This window comes from Salinivibrio sp. MA440 (assembly GCF_001996265.1).
Taxonomy (GTDB): Bacteria; Pseudomonadota; Gammaproteobacteria; order Enterobacterales; family Vibrionaceae; genus Salinivibrio; species Salinivibrio costicola.
The window spans coordinates 117,953-139,212 of record NZ_MUFI01000007.1 but is presented as its reverse complement, the minus strand read 5'-3'; the positions used below and the strand labels follow the sequence as shown (position 1 = coordinate 139,212).

The 21,260-nt window shown below is 50.5% G+C and carries 18 protein-coding genes; 16 read left to right on the top strand and 2 right to left on the bottom strand.

What is annotated here, in order from left to right; genetic code table 11:
- The first annotated feature begins 2 nt into the window (after positions 1 to 2).
- The 3 genes from recO to acpS are packed head-to-tail and all read left to right on the top strand — an operon-like array spanning position 3 to position 1,813.
- Entirely contained in the window at positions 3 to 698 is a 696-nt protein-coding gene (recO, locus tag BZG80_RS03860; protein ID WP_077678777.1) for a DNA repair protein RecO, read from the top strand.
- A 2-nt stretch (positions 699 to 700) separates the two neighbouring features.
- A complete protein-coding gene (gene pdxJ, locus BZG80_RS03855) occupies positions 701 to 1,432 on the top strand; it encodes a pyridoxine 5'-phosphate synthase (RefSeq protein WP_021022096.1) in 732 nt (243 codons plus the stop codon).
- The gene (acpS, locus tag BZG80_RS03850) at positions 1,433 to 1,813 is read left to right on the top strand and encodes a holo-ACP synthase (RefSeq protein ID WP_077678776.1); all 381 of its coding nucleotides are present in this window, start codon (positions 1,433 to 1,435) and stop codon (positions 1,811 to 1,813) included.
- On the opposite strand, the gene barA is transcribed toward acpS, so the two are convergent.
- A complete protein-coding gene (gene barA / locus BZG80_RS03845; protein WP_077678775.1) occupies positions 1,810 to 4,575 on the bottom strand; it encodes a two-component sensor histidine kinase BarA in 2,766 nt (921 codons plus the stop codon). The genes acpS and barA overlap by 4 nt on opposite strands.
- A gap of 145 nt (positions 4,576 to 4,720) precedes the next feature.
- Between barA and rlmD the strand changes: the two genes are divergently transcribed.
- From rlmD to rpoS, 13 genes are all read left to right on the top strand, one after another.
- Positions 4,721 to 6,052, top strand: a complete 1,332-nt coding sequence (rlmD, locus tag BZG80_RS03840; protein WP_077678774.1) for a 23S rRNA (uracil(1939)-C(5))-methyltransferase RlmD — start codon at positions 4,721 to 4,723, stop codon at positions 6,050 to 6,052.
- A 68-nt stretch (positions 6,053 to 6,120) separates the two neighbouring features.
- Positions 6,121 to 8,337: a GTP diphosphokinase gene (gene relA / locus BZG80_RS03835; protein ID WP_077678773.1), complete on the top strand. Its 2,217-nt coding sequence runs from the start codon at positions 6,121 to 6,123 to the stop codon at positions 8,335 to 8,337.
- 50 nt (positions 8,338 to 8,387) lie between these two features.
- A complete protein-coding gene (gene mazG, locus BZG80_RS03830) occupies positions 8,388 to 9,182 on the top strand; it encodes a nucleoside triphosphate pyrophosphohydrolase (RefSeq protein ID WP_077678772.1) in 795 nt (264 codons plus the stop codon).
- A gap of 155 nt (positions 9,183 to 9,337) precedes the next feature.
- On the top strand, positions 9,338 to 10,972 hold the full coding sequence (locus BZG80_RS03825; protein WP_077660066.1) for a CTP synthase: 1,635 nt from the start codon (positions 9,338 to 9,340) through the stop codon (positions 10,970 to 10,972).
- Between the two features lie 74 nt (positions 10,973 to 11,046).
- Complete coding sequence (gene eno, locus BZG80_RS03820) at positions 11,047 to 12,345, top strand: phosphopyruvate hydratase (RefSeq protein ID WP_077459783.1); 1,299 nt, start codon at positions 11,047 to 11,049, stop codon at positions 12,343 to 12,345.
- A gap of 159 nt (positions 12,346 to 12,504) precedes the next feature.
- A complete protein-coding gene (gene ftsB / locus BZG80_RS03815) occupies positions 12,505 to 12,783 on the top strand; it encodes a cell division protein FtsB (RefSeq protein WP_021022088.1) in 279 nt (92 codons plus the stop codon).
- A 42-nt stretch (positions 12,784 to 12,825) separates the two neighbouring features.
- Positions 12,826 to 13,539: a 2-C-methyl-D-erythritol 4-phosphate cytidylyltransferase gene (gene ispD, locus BZG80_RS03810; protein ID WP_274533585.1), complete on the top strand. Its 714-nt coding sequence runs from the start codon at positions 12,826 to 12,828 to the stop codon at positions 13,537 to 13,539.
- Entirely contained in the window at positions 13,539 to 14,018 is a 480-nt protein-coding gene (gene ispF / locus BZG80_RS03805; RefSeq protein ID WP_077646658.1) for a 2-C-methyl-D-erythritol 2,4-cyclodiphosphate synthase, read from the top strand. Before ispD ends, ispF begins: the two co-directional genes overlap by 1 nt.
- The gene (gene truD, locus BZG80_RS03800; protein WP_077646657.1) at positions 14,015 to 15,046 is read left to right on the top strand and encodes a tRNA pseudouridine(13) synthase TruD; all 1,032 of its coding nucleotides are present in this window, start codon (positions 14,015 to 14,017) and stop codon (positions 15,044 to 15,046) included. Before ispF ends, truD begins: the two co-directional genes overlap by 4 nt.
- Positions 15,030 to 15,767 (top strand): 5'/3'-nucleotidase SurE, encoded by a 738-nt coding sequence (gene surE, locus BZG80_RS03795; protein ID WP_077459780.1) that lies wholly within the window; start codon positions 15,030 to 15,032, stop codon positions 15,765 to 15,767. Before truD ends, surE begins: the two co-directional genes overlap by 17 nt.
- An 85-nt stretch (positions 15,768 to 15,852) precedes the next feature.
- Complete coding sequence (locus tag BZG80_RS03790) at positions 15,853 to 16,473, top strand: protein-L-isoaspartate(D-aspartate) O-methyltransferase (RefSeq protein WP_077459779.1); 621 nt, start codon at positions 15,853 to 15,855, stop codon at positions 16,471 to 16,473.
- 34 nt (positions 16,474 to 16,507) lie between these two features.
- On the top strand, positions 16,508 to 17,455 hold the full coding sequence (locus BZG80_RS03785; RefSeq protein ID WP_077660062.1) for a peptidoglycan DD-metalloendopeptidase family protein: 948 nt from the start codon (positions 16,508 to 16,510) through the stop codon (positions 17,453 to 17,455).
- Between the two features lie 104 nt (positions 17,456 to 17,559).
- The gene (rpoS, locus tag BZG80_RS03780; RefSeq protein WP_077678771.1) at positions 17,560 to 18,534 is read left to right on the top strand and encodes an RNA polymerase sigma factor RpoS; all 975 of its coding nucleotides are present in this window, start codon (positions 17,560 to 17,562) and stop codon (positions 18,532 to 18,534) included.
- Between the two features lie 134 nt (positions 18,535 to 18,668).
- Here the strand turns inward: rpoS and mutS are convergent, their stop codons facing one another.
- On the bottom strand, positions 18,669 to 21,215 hold the full coding sequence (mutS, locus tag BZG80_RS03775) for a DNA mismatch repair protein MutS (protein ID WP_198532918.1): 2,547 nt from the start codon (positions 21,213 to 21,215) through the stop codon (positions 18,669 to 18,671).
- Positions 21,216 to 21,260: the final 45 nt, after the last annotated feature.

Sequence of the window (21,260 nt, the reverse complement as noted above, 5' to 3'; positions counted from 1 at the left end):
GAGTGGACGGCTTTCAACGTGGTTTTGTGATGCATTCGCGCCCCTATAGTGAATCGAGTCTGCTCTTAGATGTGTTCTCTGAGTTCGAGGGGCGTATCACGCTTCTCGCCAAGGGAGCACGTCGTCCCCGTTCGGCCATAAGAGGCGCACTGCAGCCTTTTACTCCCTTGCTGCTCAAGTGGGGGGGACGCGGTGAATTACGTACATTGCGCAGTGCTGAGGCCACAGGCCTCGCGCTGCCTTTATCAGGCAATGCTCTGTATTCCGGCTTTTACCTCAATGAGTTAGTTATGCGTGTGCTTGAGCCTCATACGCCTTACCCAGCGTTATTTTTCGATTATGTCACCGCCTTAACCCAGCTTGCCCGCTATCACAACCCAGAGCCTGCATTACGCTGCTTTGAGCTTGCGCTGTTAGAAGCACTAGGCTATGGCGTTGATTTTCTTCATTGTGCTGGTAGCGGCGACCCGATCAACGATACTATGACGTATCTATATCGTGAGCAGCAAGGCTTTGTCGCGTCGATCATGAAAAGCCAACATCGGCAATTTACTGGCGCTGATCTACGAGCGTTGGCGACACGACATTTTGAAACGGTGGCACAGCTGCGCGCCGCCAAGCGTTTTACACGTATGGCGCTCAAACCTTATCTTGGTCCTAAGCCGCTAAAAAGCAGAGAATTGTTTAGAAGGAAATAATCATGGATAAAATTTACCTCGGTGTGAACATTGATCACGTTGCGACGATACGTAATGCACGTGGTACCGCGTATCCGGATCCGGTTCATGCGGCGGAGTTAGCTGAGCGTGCTGGAGCGGCAGGGATCACCGTGCATCTTCGTGAAGATCGTCGCCACATCACTGATCGCGATGTCCGTTTACTCAAAGAAACGCTACAAACGCGTATGAATCTGGAAATGGCGGTGACCGATGAAATGGTTGAGATTGCGCTCGAGATTCAACCTGAATTTGTTTGTTTGGTCCCGGAAAAACGTGAAGAGCTCACCACCGAAGGGGGCTTGGATGTCGCGGGCCAGCTGGATAAAGTGAAAGCGGCAACCCAGCGTCTAAGCGAAGCTGGGATTAAGGTTTCCCTTTTTATTGATGCTGATCGCAATCAAATTGAAGCGGCTCACCAATGTGGTGCGCCCTTTATTGAACTGCATACGGGCCACTACGCGGATGCAACCAATGACAACGATCGTCAATCGGAGCTTAAAAAGATCTCCGCAGCGGCAAGCTCTGCTGTCGATTTGGGGATCAAAGTGAATGCGGGCCATGGCCTGACGTATCATAACGTCACTCCCATCGCGGCGATGCCTGAAATGCATGAGCTGAATATTGGTCATGCAATCATAGGTCGTGCAATGTTTGATGGCTTGCAAAAAGCGGTGGCGGATATGAAAGCGATTATGGAAGCGGCGCGTCGCTAAATGGCCATTGTTGGAATTGGTACAGACATTGTTGAGATTGCGCGTGTTGAAAAAGCGTTTGCACGCCAATCGCGCTTTGCCGATCGGATCCTAACCGATAGTGAGCGGGACCATATGGCAACACATCATGCGCCTGCTCGTTACTTGGCCAAGCGCTTTGCTGCGAAAGAAGCCGCGGCGAAAGCGCTAGGAACCGGGATTGCCGACGGTGTCACGTTTCATGATTTTACCATTACGAATCAGACTTCCGGCCAGCCAGCCCTAAGCCTTTCTGGCCGTGCTGCCCAATTGGCACGCGAGCGTGGCGTTGCGCACTGTTGGCTGACCTTATCGGATGAAAAGGCCTACGCGGTCGCGTATGTTATCTTAGAAACGGGTTAACAGCCCTGCGCGTTATCGAGATATTGCGGTGCCAGTTGCTCAATATGTGCAATCTCATCTTGGAGCTCTAACAGCTCAGGTTCGACAGCTGTGATATCTGCCCCGGCTTTTAATTGCGTTTCTAACTCGTGACACAGGCTTTTCAGTTGAGGCACACCGCTATAAGCACAGCTACCGTGGAGCTTGTGGATGGCTTGCCATAAGCTATCGGTCTCTGACTCTCCCGCCAACGCACTAGCGACCACCTTCTTCACTGACGTAAAAGAGGCGAGTAACATTTCTAGCATTTCTTTGGCGAGATCGGCCTTGCCTGCTGCTTGGTTGAGCGCCCGCTGCCAATCCAGATGACGCGCACTGTGATCCTGGTTAGCCGAATAAGTGGGTAACGGTGCGGCTTGATGAGGTGCTACCGTGTCATCAAAATGCAGCCAACGACTCAGGGTGCTTTCTAACATGGCCTCTTCAATGGGTTTGGTGAGGTAATCGTCCATCCCGGCATCAATAAGGCGCTCACGCTCACCAGGCATCGCATGAGCGGTTACCGCTACAATCGGCGTTTGCTGGTTGAGTCCCGCTTTACGGATTTCTTGGCTAGCGGTGACACCGTCCATTTCAGGCATTTGAATATCCATCAAAATGATATCAAAGGCGTATTGGTGTGCCAGTGACAGGGCTTTGACGCCATCATCTGCGGTCACGACTTTCTCTACCCGCTCAGCCAACAAGGCCGTGATCAGTTTCAAGTTCGCGGGATTATCATCGACAGTCATCACGGTGTAGGGCGCTTTTTGCGTGGTGTTAGGTTGAGGTAGCGGCAAAGGCGCCGGCTCGGGTGAACCAAGCAGTGTTTCCAATAGTTTACGCTGCGGGATCGGCTTGGCGACACACGCTCGTACACCGGCTTTCAAAAGATGCTCGGATGCTTCGAGTTCGGTGGTGGGTAAGCAAACCACCACTGACTGCGCTTGCTGCTCACAGAGACTGACTGCATCTTGCATCTCACTGAGCGCAGGCATGCTCCCAGCATCAAAACAAAGGAGAGCAAAATGATACTGACGGTCAGTGAGCACATGGGTGCCGGACGCGGTATCAACGTTTAGGCCCACCTGGCTCAGTCGTTTGCGCAAAATCTCTCTGGTACGCGCATTGGGCTCCACAATCAGAATATCGCGCCCGACCAAAGGCTCGATGTCGAGTGGCTGCGATACCGGTAAATCAGTTTGTGTCAGCTGCAGCGTAAACCAGAATGATGAACCTTGGTGAAGGCGACTGGTAAAGCCAATATCGCCGCCCATTTGTTGGACTAATTTTTGCGTGATCACAAGCCCGAGCCCAGTACCGCCATAACGGCGCGAGATACTGGCGTCTGCCTGTCTAAACGCTTGGAAAAGCTGCGCTTGTTGACGTTCAGAGATCCCAATGCCGGTGTCTTTGACCATCAACTGCAGTTCGACGGTTTCATCGTGTAGCTGTTTAAGATCGACACTGACATCAATATTACCTCGCTCGGTAAATTTCGCCGCGTTGCCAATCAAATTGATTAAAACTTGTTGGATACGAAGCGGATCGCCAACCGCTCCCGCAGGAATCCGAGCATCGGTGCGCAGGGTTAGCTCTAGCCCTTTCTCATGCGCCATAGGCGCGAGTAGGCGCATCACTTCGTCGAGCATCTCTTGCACGTCGAACGGAATGTTTTCTAACAGCAACTTACCCGCTTCCAGCTTAGAGAAATCTAAGATGTCATTGATGATCGTCAGCAGGTTATTGGCGGATTTTTCAATGGTGAGAAGGTAATCTCGTTGACTACTACTGAGCTCGGTTTTTAGCATTTGTCGCGTAAAGCCAATCACCCCGTTGAGCGGTGTACGCAGCTCATGGGACATATTGGCGAGAAACTCGGATTTAACCCGTGCCGCTTCTTGCGCGTTTTTCTTGGCAATGTCTAACTCAACGTTTTGGATCTCGAGCTGCTCTAAGGTTTCGCGTAGATCACTGGTCGCCTGATCAATACTTTGTTGCATTTCCAAATGGTATTCGGACAATGAGATTGCCATTGCATTGATGCCATTTTTTAAGGTATCCAGCTCGCCGAGCAGCTCACCTTCAATCCGCACGTCAAGATGGCCTCGTCGAATTCTATCGACCAAGGTCACCATGTTGCCGATTGGATGAGTCACATCGGCAATCAAACGGTAAGCGAAAAAGCAGGAGAGAATCCCGCCCAGCGCGACCATAACCAGCGCTGTGATCATTTCCTGGTACTGTTTCAACCGTACTGAGCTAAGGTCCAACTCCATCGCAATATACCCCAAAGGGCGCTCGACATTGAGTCCGGGGGTAAAGCGTCCAATTTCTAAAATCGGTGCACGCAAAATCAAGGTATCTTGCTGTTGGCTAACCTGTAATTGTGTGGGAATAGGTTGGCCACTATCGACGGAGAGCATGGCTAAATTGCGGTGGTAATTCGAGGTCACAAACAGCTCGTTACGACGATCGAACACGGCAATACTTCTCACAAACTGAGAATGCTGGCGGTGAGCAAAGCCGATGAGCCGGCGCACGTTTTCACGACTGTCATTTTTCAATCCCACTTCGCTGGCAATGGCGAGCGGTTCTATAATCGCAGAACCGGTTACCGTGAGTTGCTGCTCAAGGTCTTGATAGCGGGTGCTGGTGAAAAATGCACTGAGTAATAGCCCAACGATGAGTGTCGGTGCAATAGTGAGTACAGAAACACGAGTGCGGAGGCCATATTTGGTCATGCTAGATAAACTATGGGAAAATAATGACGACAATTAGCGCCAGTGTACATGATTCAATCACAAAATAGTCAGCGAACTATCACAACTCCCACTGGCAGGATCTCTTGACTGGCTTGGCAACAAGCTTTAAACACTGGAATACGACATGGCGCGCTTTTTTAAGCCCGAAAAAAATAAAAAGGTTGAGCAAAAGCATCAGCTGATAACCATTAAACGCTTAGACCATCATGGCGATGGCGTTGGCTTTTTGGATAAAAAACCGGTGTTTGTCCCAGGTACCTTGCCGGAAGAGCAAGCCTTGGTACAGCTGACCGAGCAAAAGCGGCAATATGCGCGCGGCCAATTAATTAAACTCGATAGCCACGCCACACAACGTGTTGAGCCAGGGTGCCCGGTTTATCAGCAGTGCGGTGGTTGCAGCTTGCAGCATCTAAGCCATGAAGGGCAGGTTACGCATAAACAGCAAACGCTGAATGAGCTGATGCAAAAATTTGCTGGGGAAGAGGCAACACTCTCGGCACCTATTACAGATAGGCCATGGCAGTATCGGCGTCGTGCACGCATCAGTCTTCAGGTTGATAAAAAGGGGGCATTGGCAATGGGGTTTCGTGCTCGCCAACGCAGTGCGATTATCAATGTTAGCCATTGTCCGGTCCTGAGTGAGTCATTGAATACTTTGCTTGCGCACTTGCGTCCGTGTTTGGATGGCCTGCGTGGTCGACGTATTTTGGGTCATCTTGATCTGATTGAGGCTGACAACACCACGGTAGTGTCGTTGCGTACCACCAAGGTATTGCATAGTGATGACCGTCAAGCATTGTGCCACTGGGCAGAAACTCAAGGCTGCACCTTTTATCTTCATCAAGGCGATGGCGTACCTGAACGTCTTATCGGCGCCGCGCCAGATTACCAAGTGGCGGGATGTCGCCTTGCGTTTCAACCGAATGACTTTATTCAGGTCAACCCGACGGTCAATCAGAATATGGTGTCACAGGCACTGGATTGGTTAGCACTAGAGAAAGAAGATCGTGTCTTGGATCTCTTTTGTGGATTGGGTAACTTTAGTGTCCCCGCTGCCAAACTGGTTGGGCACGTTGTCGGGGTGGAAGGCGTGCAAGCCATGGTGAATCAGGCGGCAGATAATGCGAAGATAAATGGTTGTGATAACACCGGTTTTTATCAAGCTGATTTAAATAGCGACGCGTTAGAGGGAGAGTGGACCCATTTCGATTTTACCAAAATCTTACTCGATCCGGCACGCGCAGGGGCTGCGGGTGTTATAGACTTTGTGGCACAATCGAGGGCTTCACATATTGTTTATGTGTCCTGTAATCCTGCCACCCTGGCGCGCGATGCCCGCGTGCTGCTTGATAATGGTTATGCACTTGTCAAATTAGGGATGCTGGATATGTTTCCACAAACAGGACACATGGAATCGATGGCCTTGTTTAAGCCGGTGACGAACAAGCGGGCATAAGCGTTTAGTGGCTTGTCGTTATCGACATGCCTCTCTTGTCAGTAAGAGAGTTAAGGATAGGAACAGTTATGGTTGCGGTACGAGAAGCCCACCTACACGAAGATGAAACATTTGAGCTTAACACCTGGGTTAAGCGACTCGGGCAAGACGCATCGACGACACAAGCCTTGTTAGACGGCTACCAATATTGTCGAGCATTGAGTGACGATGAATCAGCACTCAGCCAGCCTTTGTGGCGAGGCCGAGAGATGATCGAAATCCTCGTGACATTAAGCATGGATGCCGACACCTTGCTGGCCGCGCTATTATTTCCGATGGTCGACGCCGAACTGGTCACCCTGGAGACACTGGCGGACGACTATTCGATGTCGATAGTCAACCTGATTCGCGGTGTGCAGCAGACCGCTGCGATTCGGCATTTAAATGCCCAAGCCGACGATGAGGCCACGTCCTCGCAAGTTGATAATGTGCGCCGTATGTTGCTCTCTATGGTGGAAGACTTTCGTTGCGTGGTGATTAAACTCGCCGAGCGTATTTGCCATTTACGTGAAGTGAAAGATGCGCCAGAGTCTGTGCGTCAGCAAGCAGCGAAAGAGAGCGCTAACATTTATGCGCCTTTGGCTAACCGATTGGGAATTGGTCAGCTAAAGTGGGAGCTTGAAGATTACGCGTTCCGTTACCAACATGCGCAAACCTATAAACAAATCGCCAAGCAGCTGGCCGAGCGACGCATTGACCGTGAAAACTATATCAGTGCCTTTGTCGAAGGGCTCCAGCAGGAAATGGAAGCGTCGCATATTAATGCACAGGTATATGGACGCCCGAAGCATATTTATAGTATCTGGCGCAAAATGCAGAAGAAAAACCTGGAGTTTGATGAGTTGTTTGATGTGCGCGCTGTGCGCATCATTGCGGATCAACTTCAGGATTGTTACGCCGCATTAGGTGCCGTCCATACCCAGTTCCGTCATCTGCCCAAAGAATTCGATGATTATGTTGCCAACCCCAAGCCGAACGGTTATCAGTCAATTCACACTGTGGTGTTGGGGCCGGAAGGCAAGCCCGTTGAGATTCAAATTCGCACCAAACAAATGCACGATGATGCAGAGCTAGGTGTAGCGGCCCATTGGAAATATAAAGAAGGCTCAGCCAGTGGCCGCAGTGGCTACGATGAAAAAATCACCTGGCTGCGTAAGCTATTGGCATGGCAAGAAGAAATGTCTGATTCGGGCGAAATGCTTGATGAGTTGCGTAGCCAAGTGTTCGACGATCGGGTGTATGCGTTCACCCCGCGCGGCGATGTCGTCGACTTACCTATAGGGGCAACGCCACTTGATTTTGCCTACCACATCCATTCAGAAGTGGGTCATCGTTGCATTGGTGCCAAAGTAGAAGGGCGAATTGTTCCGTTCACCTATCACCTACAAATGGGCGACCAGGTTGAAATCATCACGCAAAAAGAGCCTAACCCGTCGCGAGATTGGCTCAATCCCAGCCATGGATTTGTTAACTCAAGTCGTGCGCGCGCCAAAATAAATGCTTGGTTCCGCAAGCAAGACAAAGACAAGAACATTGCTGCCGGTAAAGAAATCTTGGATACCGAGCTACAAAAAATTGGCGGCATCAGTAAAGATGCCAATTTGGCGCTAAAACGCTTTAACGTTAACACGCTGGACGAGCTTTATGCCGGCGTGGGCAGTGGTGATTTGCGCATTAATCAGGTAGTGAACCATATTAATGGCCTGATTAATAAACCGAGCCTGGAAGAAGAAGAGCAGCAGTTGTTAGAAAAACTGCAGCAAAGCGAACAAAAACCGAGCACCGGCAAAGCCCACCGCGATGCCGTGGTTGTCGAAGGTGTTGATAACCTGATGACGCATCTCGCGCGCTGCTGCCAGCCGTTGCCGGGTGATGACATTAAAGGATTTGTTACCCAAGGGCGTGGTATTTCGGTCCATCGTGCAGATTGCGAGCAGCTCAATGAGCTTAGCCATCATGCACCGGAGCGGATTATCGCCACGGTGTGGGGGAAAGGCCATATTGGTCAATACCATGTACGCATTCGCCTTTCGGCAAACGAACGAACCGGGCTGGTCAAAGATATCAATAACGTGTTAAGCAATGAGAAAGCACGGGTAGCCGGGATGCAAAGCCGGGTTGATTATAAAAAGCAAATGTCGATCATGGACTTTGATCTCGAAATCTCTGATTTAGATACCTTAAGCCGCGTTGTAAACCGGCTTGAACAAGTGAAAGATGTGGTCGAAGCGAAACGCCTCCGCTAATACATTCGCCCTGTTTCGACAGGGCGTTTTTTTCATGAAGGAACCTTCTTATGGCGTCAATTGACAACTTACTGACGATCATGGCGACCTTACGCGACCCTAATCATGGTTGTGACTGGGACAAGGCACAAACCTTTGCCTCTATCGTGCCTCATACCTTAGAAGAGGCGTACGAAGTGGCTGACGCCATCGAGCGTGAAAACTGGTCGGACCTAAAAGATGAGTTGGGCGACCTTCTTTTTCAAATTGTGTTCTACAGTCAATTAGGGCGCGAACAACATCGATTTGATTTTGACGATGTCGTCAGTGCGGTGTGCGATAAGCTCACGCGTCGTCACCCTCACGTATTCGGTCCTAAAGATGCGGACGGGAAGCCATTAAGCTCGCCTGATTGGGAAGGTATTAAGGCGCAAGAGCGCGCAGAGAAAATGCCCTCAACCCAATCCTGCAGTCTATTAGATGGCGTGACTCAGGGGTTGCCCGCGTTAACTCGCGCCCACAAGCTACAAAAACGATGTGCAAGGGCAGGGTTTGATTGGCCAACCGTGGCGCCGGTTATCGCGAAAGTGCGAGAAGAGCTGGAAGAGGTCGAACATGAATTGGCACAGACACCGGTTGACGCAAGCCGTGTGGAAGACGAAGTTGGCGATCTTTTGTTTGCTGTCGTCAATGTCGCGCGCCACCTAGGCACGGATGCTGAGCAGGCGTTGCGCGCAGCCAATCAGAAATTTGAACGTCGCTTTCGTGGCGTTGAAAATCAATTACGTGATAATGGAGAAAATATTCAACAATGTCAGCTGGATGAACTAGAATCGGCGTGGCAAGCGGTTAAAAAAGACGAGTAAGGCAATATCCTGTAATTGGCATAATTGATTTGTGACAATTAAAAACACCAGGGTGTGTGGTAGCTTTCACATTGTGGGAGTCAGTGGGGTCTGGTATCATAATATCCCGTCCAGAACTTCATTTATTTCCTCTAAATCCAACTCTCAGGTTTAGCATGACGACGAACTACATTTTTGTTACGGGCGGTGTTGTATCCTCCCTCGGTAAGGGTATTGCTGCAGCCTCATTAGCAGCCATTCTTGAAGCGCGTGGCCTTAACGTCACCATCATGAAACTCGACCCTTATATTAACGTGGATCCAGGGACAATGAGCCCTACCCAGCACGGAGAAGTATTCGTCACGGAAGACGGCGCAGAGACCGACCTTGATCTCGGTCACTATGAGCGCTTCATTCGCACTAAAATGACCAAGCGTAATAACTTTACCTCTGGCCGTGTTTATGCGGATGTACTGCGCAAAGAGCGCCGTGGAGACTACCTGGGGGCGACCATTCAGGTGATCCCACATATTACCAACTCGATCAAAGATCGCATCGTCGCAGGCGGTGAAGGTCACGATATTGTGATCGTCGAGATCGGCGGAACGGTCGGTGATATTGAATCATTACCATTTTTGGAAGCGATTCGTCAGTTGACGGTAGACGTGGGCCGCGAACATGCCATGTTCATGCATCTGACATTAGTGCCTTACTTGGCTGCGGCAGGCGAAGTAAAAACCAAGCCGACCCAGCACTCAGTAAAAGAGCTTCTGTCGATTGGTATTCAGCCGGATGTGCTGGTATGCCGTAGTGAGCGTCCAATTCCTGCCAATGAACGCGCTAAGATTGCGCTGTTCTGTAATGTGGCGGAAAAAGCGGTGATCACCATGAAAGACGTCGACTCTATCTACAAGATCCCATCGTTGATCCGTTCGCAAGGGTTGGACGATTTGGTCTGCAAGCGCTTTGGCATTGAAGCCGTAGAAGCTGACTTGTCTGAATGGGAGCAAGTGAGCTACGAAGAAGCCAACCCAATGGGTGAAGTCACCATTGGTATGGTCGGTAAGTACATTGAATTGCCGGATGCGTACAAGTCCGTCAATGAAGCGTTAAAACATGGTGGGTTGAAAAATCGCCTGACCGTCAACATCAAGTACGTGGATTCACAAGATCTTGAAACCCGCGGCAGTGAAATGCTGAAGGACTTGGACGCGATTCTCGTCCCTGGTGGATTTGGTGACCGCGGCATTGAAGGTAAGATCCTTGCGGCACAATATGCACGTGAAAACAATGTGCCGTATCTGGGTATTTGTCTTGGTATGCAGGTGGCGTTGATTGAATACGCACGTAATGTCGCCGGCATGGAAGGCGCTAACTCGACTGAGTTTAGCCAAGCAAGCCCTTATCCTGTCGTTGGCCTGATCACTGAGTGGGTCGATGAAGAAGGCAAAGTGGAAGAGCGTAGCGAGACGTCAGATCTTGGTGGCACCATGCGCCTAGGCGCGCAGCTTTGCCACTTAGCTGAAGGTTCGAAAGCGCATCAGCTCTACGGCAATACCCAAATCCATGAGCGCCATCGCCACCGTTATGAAGTGAATAATCTGCTACGTCCTAAGCTAGAAAAAGCAGGATTGTCAGTTTCTGGTCTGTCTGCCGATAAAAAGCTGGTAGAGATCATTGAAAACCCAGCACATCCTTGGTTCGTGGCGTGCCAGTTCCACCCGGAATTCACTTCAACGCCGCGTGATGGCCATCCACTGTTTGCTGGATTTGTTGCTGCGGCAGGCAAAAAACAGCGCGGTGAGCTATAAACGACATTCGAGCGGTAGCCCAGAAGGCGGCCGCTCTTTATTTTTAAAAACAATGACAGACGAGAGGAATCACAATGTCTAAGATCGTTAAAGTTCTAGGTCGTGAAATTATTGATTCACGCGGTAACCCTACCGTTGAAGCGGAAGTTCACCTAGAAGGTGGTTTCGTTGGTATGGCAGCAGCTCCTTCTGGTGCATCTACGGGTTCTCGCGAAGCACTAGAACTGCGTGACGGTGATAAGTCACGTTTCATGGGTAAAGGCGTACTGAAAGCGATTGAAGCTGTGAATGGCCCAATCGCAGAAGCATTGCTGGGTAAAGACGCTAAAGCGCAAGCAGATATCGACCAAGTGATGATCGATCTCGACGGTACCGAGAACAAATCTCAGTTCGGTGCTAACGCTATCCTCGCGGTTTCCTTGGCGAACGCCAAAGCGGCGGCAGCGGCAAAAGGCATGCCTTTGTTCGAGCATATCGCTGAGCTAAACGGTACTGCGGGTCAGTTCTCTATGCCTCTGCCAATGATGAATATCCTGAATGGTGGTGAGCACGCGGATAACAACGTTGATATCCAAGAGTTCATGATCCAGCCAGTCGGTGCTAAGACGCTAAAAGAAGCGCTGCGTATCGGTGCAGAAGTATTCCACAACCTTGCCAAAGTACTGAAAGCCAAAGGCCTAAGCACTGCTGTTGGTGACGAAGGTGGTTTTGCGCCTAACCTAGAGTCAAACGCAGCAGCACTCGCTGCGATTAAAGAAGCGGTTGAGCAAGCAGGCTACGAGCTGGGTAAAGACATTACTTTAGCAATGGACTGTGCAGCGTCTGAGTTCTATGACAAAGAGCAAGGCATCTACAACATGAAAGGTGAAGGTAAAACCTTCTCTTCAGAAGAGTTTAACCACTATCTTGCTAAGCTGGCTGAAGAGTACCCAATCGTGTCTATCGAAGACGGCCTCGACGAGTCTGATTGGGACGGCTTTAAGCACCAAACCGAACTGCTGGGTGACAAGCTTCAGCTGGTCGGTGATGACCTGTTCGTAACTAACACTAAGATCCTGAAAGAAGGCATCGACAAAGGTGTGGCGAACTCTATCTTGATCAAATTCAACCAGATCGGTTCGTTGACTGAGACGCTGGCTGCAATCAAGATGGCGAAAGACGCCGGTTACACGGCGGTTATCTCTCACCGTTCAGGCGAAACTGAAGACGCAACCATCGCTGACTTAGCGGTGGGTACTGCAGCAGGCCAAATCAAAACCGGTTCGATGAGCCGTTCAGATCGCGTTGCTAAGTACAACCAGCTTATCCGCATCGAAGATGCGCTGGGTGAAAAAGCACCGTTTAACGGTCTAAAAGAAGTGAAAGGCCAATAATCGGCACTTAGACACTTTTATTAGAAAAGCCGCGCCGTTTAACGGCGCGGCTTTTTTTCGTTTAGGAAAACCATGACACCAGCGACCTGATCCGCTAGCCTATGCGACTAGAATTCTATTGTGCAAATACGTCGAGCCGATATAGGAAGGAGTACAGGTATGAGGCTGCTATCGGTTGCGCTGTTTCTCACGCTTGTTTGGCTACAATACGATTTATGGTTAGGCAAAAATGGCGTGACAGATTACTGGCAAATTGAAGCCAATGTCGCCGTGCAGCAACAGGCCAATCAAAAACTCGTGACGCGTAATCAACAAATGTACGCGGAGATTGCGGATTTAAAACGCGGTCAAGAAGCGATTGAAGAGCGCGCACGTAACGAGCTTGGCATGATCAAACCCGACGAAACATTTTTCCGATTGGTCGATACAAGACAATAACCGATTACCGCCTGTAGGCGGTACTAACAAAGAAGATAACTTGTGGTCGAACAAACCTCTTTGCAGCCTGGCGCTTTGCGGTCGGGTATCAGTGCCGTGGTCCCTGCCGCCGGGGTAGGACGGCGAATGCAGGCTCACTGTCCTAAACAATACCTTACTTTAGCAGGCAAAACGCTGCTTCAACATACCGTTGAGCGCTTGCTGGCACACCCTGCGATTAGTTCGGTGGTGATTGCGATTAGCGCTAACGACGGTTACTTTGCGCAAACTGGCCTTGGTGAGCATGCCGATGTGCAGGTTGTGACCGGGGGGCTAACTCGCGCAACCTCTGTACAAGCTGGATTAGCAGCGGTGACAACTCAGTGGGTCATGGTGCATGATGCGGCACGACCGTGTGTGACGCATGCAGACATTGATGCGCTGATCGCGCACGCGCAATCTCATCAAGACGGAGCCTTATTGGCGGCGCCAGTGAGAGACACGATGAAGCGCGCGAATGACGATGGACAAGTGGCACATACGGTTGAGCGCGAAGCGCTTTGGCATGCCCTGACGCCACAAATGTTTTTAACTCAAACACTAAAACGCGCACTGGAAATAGCCGGTGATCAGGTCACCGATGAAGCTTCCGCGATTGAAGCGATCGGCGGACATCCGATTTTGGTGCCTGCGAGTGCTAGCAATATTAAGGTCACCCATCCAGAGGATCAGTGGCTTGCAGCGTTTTACCTTTCACAACAAGAAGGCCAAGCATGATGCGAATTGGACACGGCTTTGACGTGCATAAATTTGGGGGCGATGGCCCGGTTATTATCGGTGGGGTGGCAGTGCCTTATGAGCAAGGACTGATCGCGCATTCAGACGGTGATGTTGCCCTCCATGCGTTATGTGATGCTTTACTGGGCGCGATTGCCGCCGGCGATATTGGCCAGCATTATCCAGATACCTGTGAAGAATGGGCTGGGGCCGATAGCCGGATGTTACTGCGAGACGTTTACACCAAAGTACGAGCGAAAGGCTATCAGCTCGGGAATGCGGATATCACCATTATTGCCCAAGCACCTAAAATGGGCCCGCATATTCAAGCGATGCGCGCGGCGATCGCAAAAGACTTGTGCGTGGAAATGGGCGCGGTCAACGTCAAAGCGACGACGTCAGAGCGTCTTGGTTTTACTGGCCGTAAAGAAGGCATCGCGTGCGAAGCCGTTGTCTTATTGAATAAAGAGGCTCTATGACAGACTTACTGGCACCTTTAGCGTACTTACATGGTCAGCCGACACAGTCCGGGACCTTAAAAGCCTCTCCAGACGATTTTATTGTCTCAGAATCCCTCGGTTTTACGCCATCTGGTCAAGGCGAGCACTTTTTAGTCCGAATTAAAAAGCGGGGTGAAAACACGCAATACGTGGCTAACGAGCTGGCAAAAGCCTGTGGTGTTACCTCGCGCCAAGTCAGCTGGGCCGGTTTAAAAGATCGCCATGCGGTAACAGAGCAATGGTTCAGCGTTCACCTGCCAGGAAAAGATGATCCGGATTTAGCGGCGTTTGTCGAGACCCATCCGGGTGTTGTCAGTATCGAGGGCACCGCACGGCATCAACATAAACTACGTCCGGGTGATTTGATTGGTAATCAGTTTACGCTCTGTATTCGTCAGCTTACCGATCCGCAAGCATTGCTCCCTCGTCTTGAAGCCATTGCTAAAGAGGGCGTCCCTAATTATTTTGGCGCTCAGCGATTTGGTCGCGAGGGCAACAATGTGGCGATAGCTCGTGCTTGGGGGCGTGGAGAGCGTAAAGTTCGGGATAAGAGTAAACGTAGTTTTTATCTCTCAGCTGCGCGTGCGTTGTTGTTTAATCAAGTGGTTTCTGCGCGATTAAAGGCTGGCTTGTTTGACCAGACACTGGCTGGTGATTTATGTATGGACGAGCAAAAACAAACGTATACGGTCGAGGCCGGTCTTCAAAAGCCAACCATTACTGCACCGATGACGGGTGATAATGCTTTACCGACCACCGCTGACGCCGAGCAGTTTGAGTTAAATGTGGTAGAACAAGAGCCAGATTTATTGGCGGTGATTCGCGATAATCGCATGCGTCATGACCGCCGCCTAATACGTTTACTGCCTCAGGCCATGACGTGGTCGCACGATACTGATACCTTGACCGTCAGTTTCTTTTTACCTGCGGGGGCATTTGCGACAGCAGTGATGAGAGAAGTTGTGATTGCAAATGAACAAGGAGAGCGTGATGCGCATATTGATTAGTAACGATGACGGCTACCATGCGCAAGGGATCCAAACATTGACCGAGGTGTTATCGAGTATTGCTGATGTCGTAGTCGCCGCGCCGGATCGTAACTGCTCAGGGGCCTCCAACTCGTTAACGTTGGAAAATCCATTACGGGTACGTGAACTGGGCCCCCAACGTTATGCGGTTCAAGGCACCCCGACGGATTCGGTCCATTTAGCCCTGCGGGAGCTGTTGCCGTGGGAGCCCGATTTTGTGATTACAGGGATCAATCATGGGGCGAATTTGGGTGATGACGTACTGTACTCGGGGACGGTCGCTGCGGCAACAGAAGGCTTTTTCCTCGGCGCGCCAGCAATCGCAGTCTCACTTTGTGGTCATCAACACTTTGACACTGCGGCACATGTGGTGAAACAGTTTTTAGCGAAAAACCAGCGTCATGAGGCGCCGAACCATCGTTTGATCAATATTAATGTGCCGGATGTGCCTCTTGACCGTCTTGCAGGTTGGAAAGTGACCCGTCTTGGCGCCCGCCACCACGCAGAAGATGTGATAAAACAAGGCGATCCGCGAGGTAAACCGATATACTGGATTGGCGCGCCGGGTAAAACACAAGACGCAGGACCAGGAACCGACTTCCACGCGATTTCTGAGCAGTTTGTCTCTATCACACCACTGCAAGTGGATTTAACCGCTCATGATACGCTAGGTGTGTTTTCGCAATGGCTGACTGAGTAGTCCCCTCGCGTGCCATACTGGGCTAGCCGCAATGAGGCGGCAGCCTTATTTATCGATTCAAACTCAGTGATAAAGGAAGCAGACGTTGAGTCAAGCGCAATCACTTATTCAATTTTTGCAACAACAAGGTGTGACAAACACTGACGTTTTAGATGCCATGCAAGCCGTGCCCAGACATTTATTTGTCTCTGAAGCCATGACCCACCAGGCCTACGGAAACAATGCGTTACCGATTGGTTGGGGACAAACCATTTCACAACCTTATATTGTGGCTAAGATGACATCGCTACTCAATTTGCAACGAGATAGTCGCATTTTGGAAATTGGCACTGGGTCCGGTTATCAAACCGCCATCCTCGCGAACTTGGTCGATCATGTTTATTCTGTCGAACGGATTAAACAATTACAAATGCTGGCCAAACGGCGCCTTAAACAGCTGGATATTTATAACGTTTCCACCAAGCATGGAGATGGTTGGCAAGGTTGGCCGAGTAAAGGACCGTATGATGCTATTATGGTCACCGCGGCAGCCGCCAACATTCCGGAGGCTTTGTGTGAACAACTTAATGATGGCGGTGTGATGTTGATTCCCATTGGTGATGCTGAGCAAACGCTGATGAAAGTCACGCGTGACGGAACGAGATTCGACACCGAGATGGTTGAATCGGTTAAATTTGTTCCCCTTGTTGCGGGTGAACTGGCATAAACTGCCTGAGCGATGGAGCTGTGTTTTAAAATAGATGAAAATCGCGCTTTTTCTGTCACTATTAGTTTTTTTATCTGGTTGTTCCTGGCGAGGACCGGCACCGGTATCCAGTGTGACGCCCGATTACACCAGTGTGGATAGAGGCAGCTACCGCGGTAGCTATTATGAAGTGAAAAAAGGCGACACGCTTTACTACATCGCTTACATCACGGATCGCGATATTGACGATATCATCGAGCATAATAATTTACAGCCTCCTTACACCATTTATCCCGGGCAGACACTGGCATTGTGGAAGCCCGCTTATCAGCGTCCCGATGTGGCTAAATCGCCCACTAGGGACCAATCTTCCTCATCTTCTTCTGCTGCCGAGGTCGTCGCCAATGGCGCTTCTGTGGCCGCTGCCACAAAAGCCACTGCAAGTGCTGCGTCGGTAGCAGCATCTTCTAGAAAAGGCGCCGATCCTGGCAAATTCGAGGGGAAAAAGAAGTCAAAAACCGCGACTCAACGCACAAAAGACGTTGAATCGGACCCTTCAGCGGGGTACAGTCAAGTAAAAGAAAAAAGTAAAAAAGTTGTTAATAAGCGGACCGCTAGCGTATCTAACCAACAGATTACCTGGCAATGGCCAGCAAAAGGCCGAATGGTGTCCCGATTTTCTAGTACAGAGCGAGGCAATAAGGGCATAGATATTGCTGGGCAACGAGGACAACGTATTCAGGCAGCGGCAGATGGAAAAGTCGTTTACGCCGGAAGCGCGCTTCGAGGTTACGGTAAATTAATAATAGTGAAACACAATGATGATTATCTGAGTGCGTACGCGCACAACGATTCGTTTTATGTTTCAGAAGGCCAAGCTGTCACGAAGGGGCAAAAAATAGCTTCAATGGGCAGTTCTGGTGCAAACAGTGTTCGGTTGCATTTTGAAATTCGCTACAAAGGAAAATCGGTCAATCCGTTGCATTATCTGCCAAAGCGTTAGCACAGGGGCAAAACCAAAGTGATAACGCTGCAGCCACCGATGTGACGGGGCCGGTTAAAGCAGAAACACATTCTGCTTTGCTGCTACGTCATAAGGGAGGCGCTATGAGCCAAACAAATACCGCAAAAAAACTGGACGGCTTGAATCAAGACGTGGAATTGGACACCGTTGAGGCGCAAGCCACAGAGGTGGCCGAAGAAGTCGAAGAGGCTGTTCAGCAACAAGCAGCCACGTCCAAAGCCTCTGATGCCACCCAACTTTACCTAAGTGAAATCGGCTTCTCACCACTTCTTACTGCCGAAGAAGAGGTGCTTTATGCACGTCGAGCGCTACGGGGTGATGAGGTTGCGCGTAAACGTATGATTGAGAGTAACTTGCGATTGRTGGTTAAAATTTCGCGTCGTTACTCGAATCGGGGGCTAGCGTTATTGGATCTGGTTGAAGAAGGGAACCTTGGCCTGATCCGTGCCGTAGAAAAGTTTGACCCAGAGCGCGGCTTCCGTTTTTCAACCTATGCAACCTGGTGGATTCGCCAAACCATTGAGCGTGCCATTATGAACCAGACGCGTACCATTCGTCTGCCTATTCATGTCGTCAAAGAGTTGAATGTGTATCTGCGTACTGCCCGTGAATTAGCGCAAAAGCTAGATCATGAGCCGACAGCGGAAGATATTGCCGCGCAGCTTGATAAGCCGGTTGAAGATGTAAATCGTATGCTCCGCCTCAATGAACGTATTGGCTCTGTGGATAATCCGATTGGTGGTGACTCAGAAAAAGCGCTGTTGGATATCATCCCTGACGAAAAGCAGGATGGCCCTGAATACACCACGCAAGACGATGATATGAAGAAATCGATTGTGCAATGGCTACAGGAGCTGAATCCGAAGCAACGCGAAGTGTTGTCGCGCCGGTTTGGTCTTCTGGGACATGAAGCCTCTACGCTGGAAGATGTTGGGCGTGAAATTGGCCTAACCCGTGAGCGGGTTCGTCAAATTCAAGTGGAAGGCCTACGTCGTTTACGCGACATGCTGACCCATCAAGGGCTAAGTATTGAATCGCTCTTTAATGTCGAACAATAGACAACACTACCCAAATCATAGAGCAACATTAAAACGGGACAGCAAAGGCTGTCCCGTTTTTTGTTGTGCGGTCATCGATGCTTTGGTGATGATTAATGCGCGATAATCAATGCGAATGGCTTCACCTGGCGTGATTAACGTGATTGCTGCAATGCTTTAAGGGCATAAAGCGCATCTAAGGCCTGACGCGGGGTCATTTCATCTGGATTGAGTGCATCAATTGCATGATCTAATTCACTGGGCTCGGGGAGCAAAGGCAATTGCGTCGGTATTATTTTACCGACCGACTGTTCGGTATTTGCCGTGTGCTGGCCGCTTTGCTCAAGTTGGGCCAGCTTATGTTTGGCGCGGCGAATGACGGGTTTGGGAACCCCGGCCAGGCTTGCGACTGCTAAACCATAAGATTTACTGGCTGCTCCCTCTTGTACCGCGTGCATAAAGGCGATTTCATCGCCATGCTCCATCGCATCTAGATGAACGTTGACCAAGCCTTCCATTTGTCCTGGCAGTTCGGTGAGCTCAAAGTAATGTGTGGCAAATAGGGTCATGGCATGGATTTTTTCTGCCAGCCACTCGGCACTGGCCCATGCTAAGGACAAGCCATCATAAGTACTGGTGCCGCGTCCAATTTCATCCATTAACACCAAGCTGTTGGCCGTGGCATTGTGAAGAATGTTCGCGGTTTCTGTCATCTCTACCATAAATGTCGAACGCCCTGAGGCAAGGTCATCGGACGCGCCAATACGGGTAAAGATACGATCAACAGGTCCAATGGAGGCGTGCTCGGCGGGCACATAGGCACCGATATGACTTAGCAAGGTGATCAAGGCTGTTTGACGCATATAGGTGGATTTACCCCCCATATTCGGACCGGTAATGATCAGCATGCGGCGTTCAGGATTTAATGTGATCGGGTTGGGGATAAATGGATCCGTCATGACCTGCTCAACCACCGGGTGTCGACCCGCTTCGATATCGATCCCCGGTTGTTCGGTCAATGTTGGGCGATGATAGTTGAGGCTATCAGCACGCTCCGCGAGGTTACACAATACATCTAACGCGGATAACGCCTCTGACGCTTGCTGTAATCGCGCCAAATGTGGCAGTAACTGATCAAACAATTCGTCCCATAAGCGTTTTTCGAGCGCCAACGCATTAGACCGAGAGCTTAATACTTTGTCTTCATGCTCTTTTAATTCTGGGATGATGTAGCGCTCGGCATTTTTAAGCGTTTGACGGCGAATATAGTGCGCAGGTACCCGATCACTTTGCGCGCGGCTGATTTGAATATAGAAACCATGCACCTGGTTATAACCCACTTTCAGCGTGTCGATGCCATGTTGCTCGCGCTCGCGGGTTTCTAGTTCTTCTAAGTAACGTGATGCGCCTTCGGACAGGTCGCGCCACTCATCCAGTTCCGCGTTATACCCTGGCGCAATCACGCCGCCATCACGGATCACTACCGGTGGATTGTCGACGACGGCCCGCGTGAGTAGATCGTGTAACTCCGGCATCGGAGTGGTGGCTTTTTGGTGATCGGAGAAGGCACTGTGGTCAAGCTCGGTGAGCAATGTTTGCACCTCAGGTAGCTGCGCCAATGCAGTACGTAGCCTTGCCATATCACGCGGGCGCGCTGAACGCATGGCCAAGCGAGCAAGGACACGTTCAATGTCTCCCACCGGCTTGAGGGCGTCGCTAAGATCCGTGTACAAGCTATTGTCTAGCAGGGTGCCAATGGCATCTAAGCGCTGATTGAGCACTTGGCGATCGCGCAAGGGTTGATGCAACCAGCGTTTGAGTAAACGGCTGCCCATCGGTGTCGTGGTTTGGTCTAGCACCTCGGCCAGCGTGTTATCGGTGCCACCGGCGAGATTTTGGGTGATTTCTAAATTACGTCGTGTTGCAGCATCAAGCACGACAGAGCTATCTTGCTGATCTTTAACAATGGCACGAATGTGAGGCAGTGCCGTACGCTGCGTTTCTTTAGCGTATTGTAATACACAGCCTGCCGCGCTTAGCCCAAGAGAGCAGTCCTCGACGCCAAAGCCAACTAAATCGCGCGTACCAAACTGGCCGGTCAATTGGCTGCGTGCCGTGTCTAAATCAAACTCCCATATTGGACGGCGTCTTGCACCACGGCTCACCGATAAGAGGTCGGGGTAGGGGAAGTCCTCTGGATACAAGAGTTCGACAGGCTGAGTACGCTGCAATTCCGCCTGCATCTGCTCATAGGTTGTCGGCTCAGTCAGAACGAATCGCCCAGAGGTGATATCTAAAGTTGCAAAGCCAAACTGGTCGTTATCGCACGTCAATGCGGCCACTAGGTTGTCGACGCGTTCACTCAGCAATGCCTCATCAGAGACGGTACCCGGTGTCACGATGCGTACCACCTGGCGCTCAACCGGGCCTTTACTGGTGGCAGGATCACCAATTTGCTCGCAAATGGCAACGGGTTCACCCAATTGCACCAACTTGGCTAAATAGCCTTCCACGGCATGATAGGGCACGCCTGCCATGGGGATCGGTTCACCGCCTGAACTGCCGCGTTTGGTCAACGAAATATCTAATAATTGAGAGGCGCGTTTGGCATCGTCGTAAAAGAGTTCGTAAAAATCTCCCATACGATAAAAGAGCAGCTCTTCAGGATGCTGCGCTTTAAGTTTGAGATACTGTTGCATCATGGGAGTGTGCTTTTCGAGCGCTTGTACTGTCACGACTAGACCTGC

What these genes read in the sequence shown, in the direction of transcription:
- relA (WP_077678773.1), top strand. Translation starts at nt 6,121, where the DNA reads ATGGTTGCGGTACGAGAAGCCCACCTACACGAAGATGAAACATTTGAG.
- BZG80_RS03825 (WP_077660066.1), top strand. Translation starts at nt 9,338, where the DNA reads ATGACGACGAACTACATTTTTGTTACGGGCGGTGTTGTATCCTCCCTC.
- ispF (WP_077646658.1), top strand. Translation starts at nt 13,539, where the DNA reads ATGCGAATTGGACACGGCTTTGACGTGCATAAATTTGGGGGCGATGGC.
- mutS (WP_198532918.1), bottom strand. Translation starts at nt 21,215, where the DNA reads ATGATGCAACAGTATCTCAAACTTAAAGCGCAGCATCCTGAAGAGCTG.
- BZG80_RS03785 (WP_077660062.1), top strand. Translation starts at nt 16,508, where the DNA reads ATGAAAATCGCGCTTTTTCTGTCACTATTAGTTTTTTTATCTGGTTGT.
- mazG (WP_077678772.1), top strand. Translation starts at nt 8,388, where the DNA reads ATGGCGTCAATTGACAACTTACTGACGATCATGGCGACCTTACGCGAC.
- barA (WP_077678775.1), bottom strand. Translation starts at nt 4,575, where the DNA reads ATGACCAAATATGGCCTCCGCACTCGTGTTTCTGTACTCACTATTGCA.
- rlmD (WP_077678774.1), top strand. Translation starts at nt 4,721, where the DNA reads ATGGCGCGCTTTTTTAAGCCCGAAAAAAATAAAAAGGTTGAGCAAAAG.
- truD (WP_077646657.1), top strand. Translation starts at nt 14,015, where the DNA reads ATGACAGACTTACTGGCACCTTTAGCGTACTTACATGGTCAGCCGACA.
- ftsB (WP_021022088.1), top strand. Translation starts at nt 12,505, where the DNA reads ATGAGGCTGCTATCGGTTGCGCTGTTTCTCACGCTTGTTTGGCTACAA.
- acpS (WP_077678776.1), top strand. Translation starts at nt 1,433, where the DNA reads ATGGCCATTGTTGGAATTGGTACAGACATTGTTGAGATTGCGCGTGTT.
- pdxJ (WP_021022096.1), top strand. Translation starts at nt 701, where the DNA reads ATGGATAAAATTTACCTCGGTGTGAACATTGATCACGTTGCGACGATA.
- surE (WP_077459780.1), top strand. Translation starts at nt 15,030, where the DNA reads ATGCGCATATTGATTAGTAACGATGACGGCTACCATGCGCAAGGGATC.
- eno (WP_077459783.1), top strand. Translation starts at nt 11,047, where the DNA reads ATGTCTAAGATCGTTAAAGTTCTAGGTCGTGAAATTATTGATTCACGC.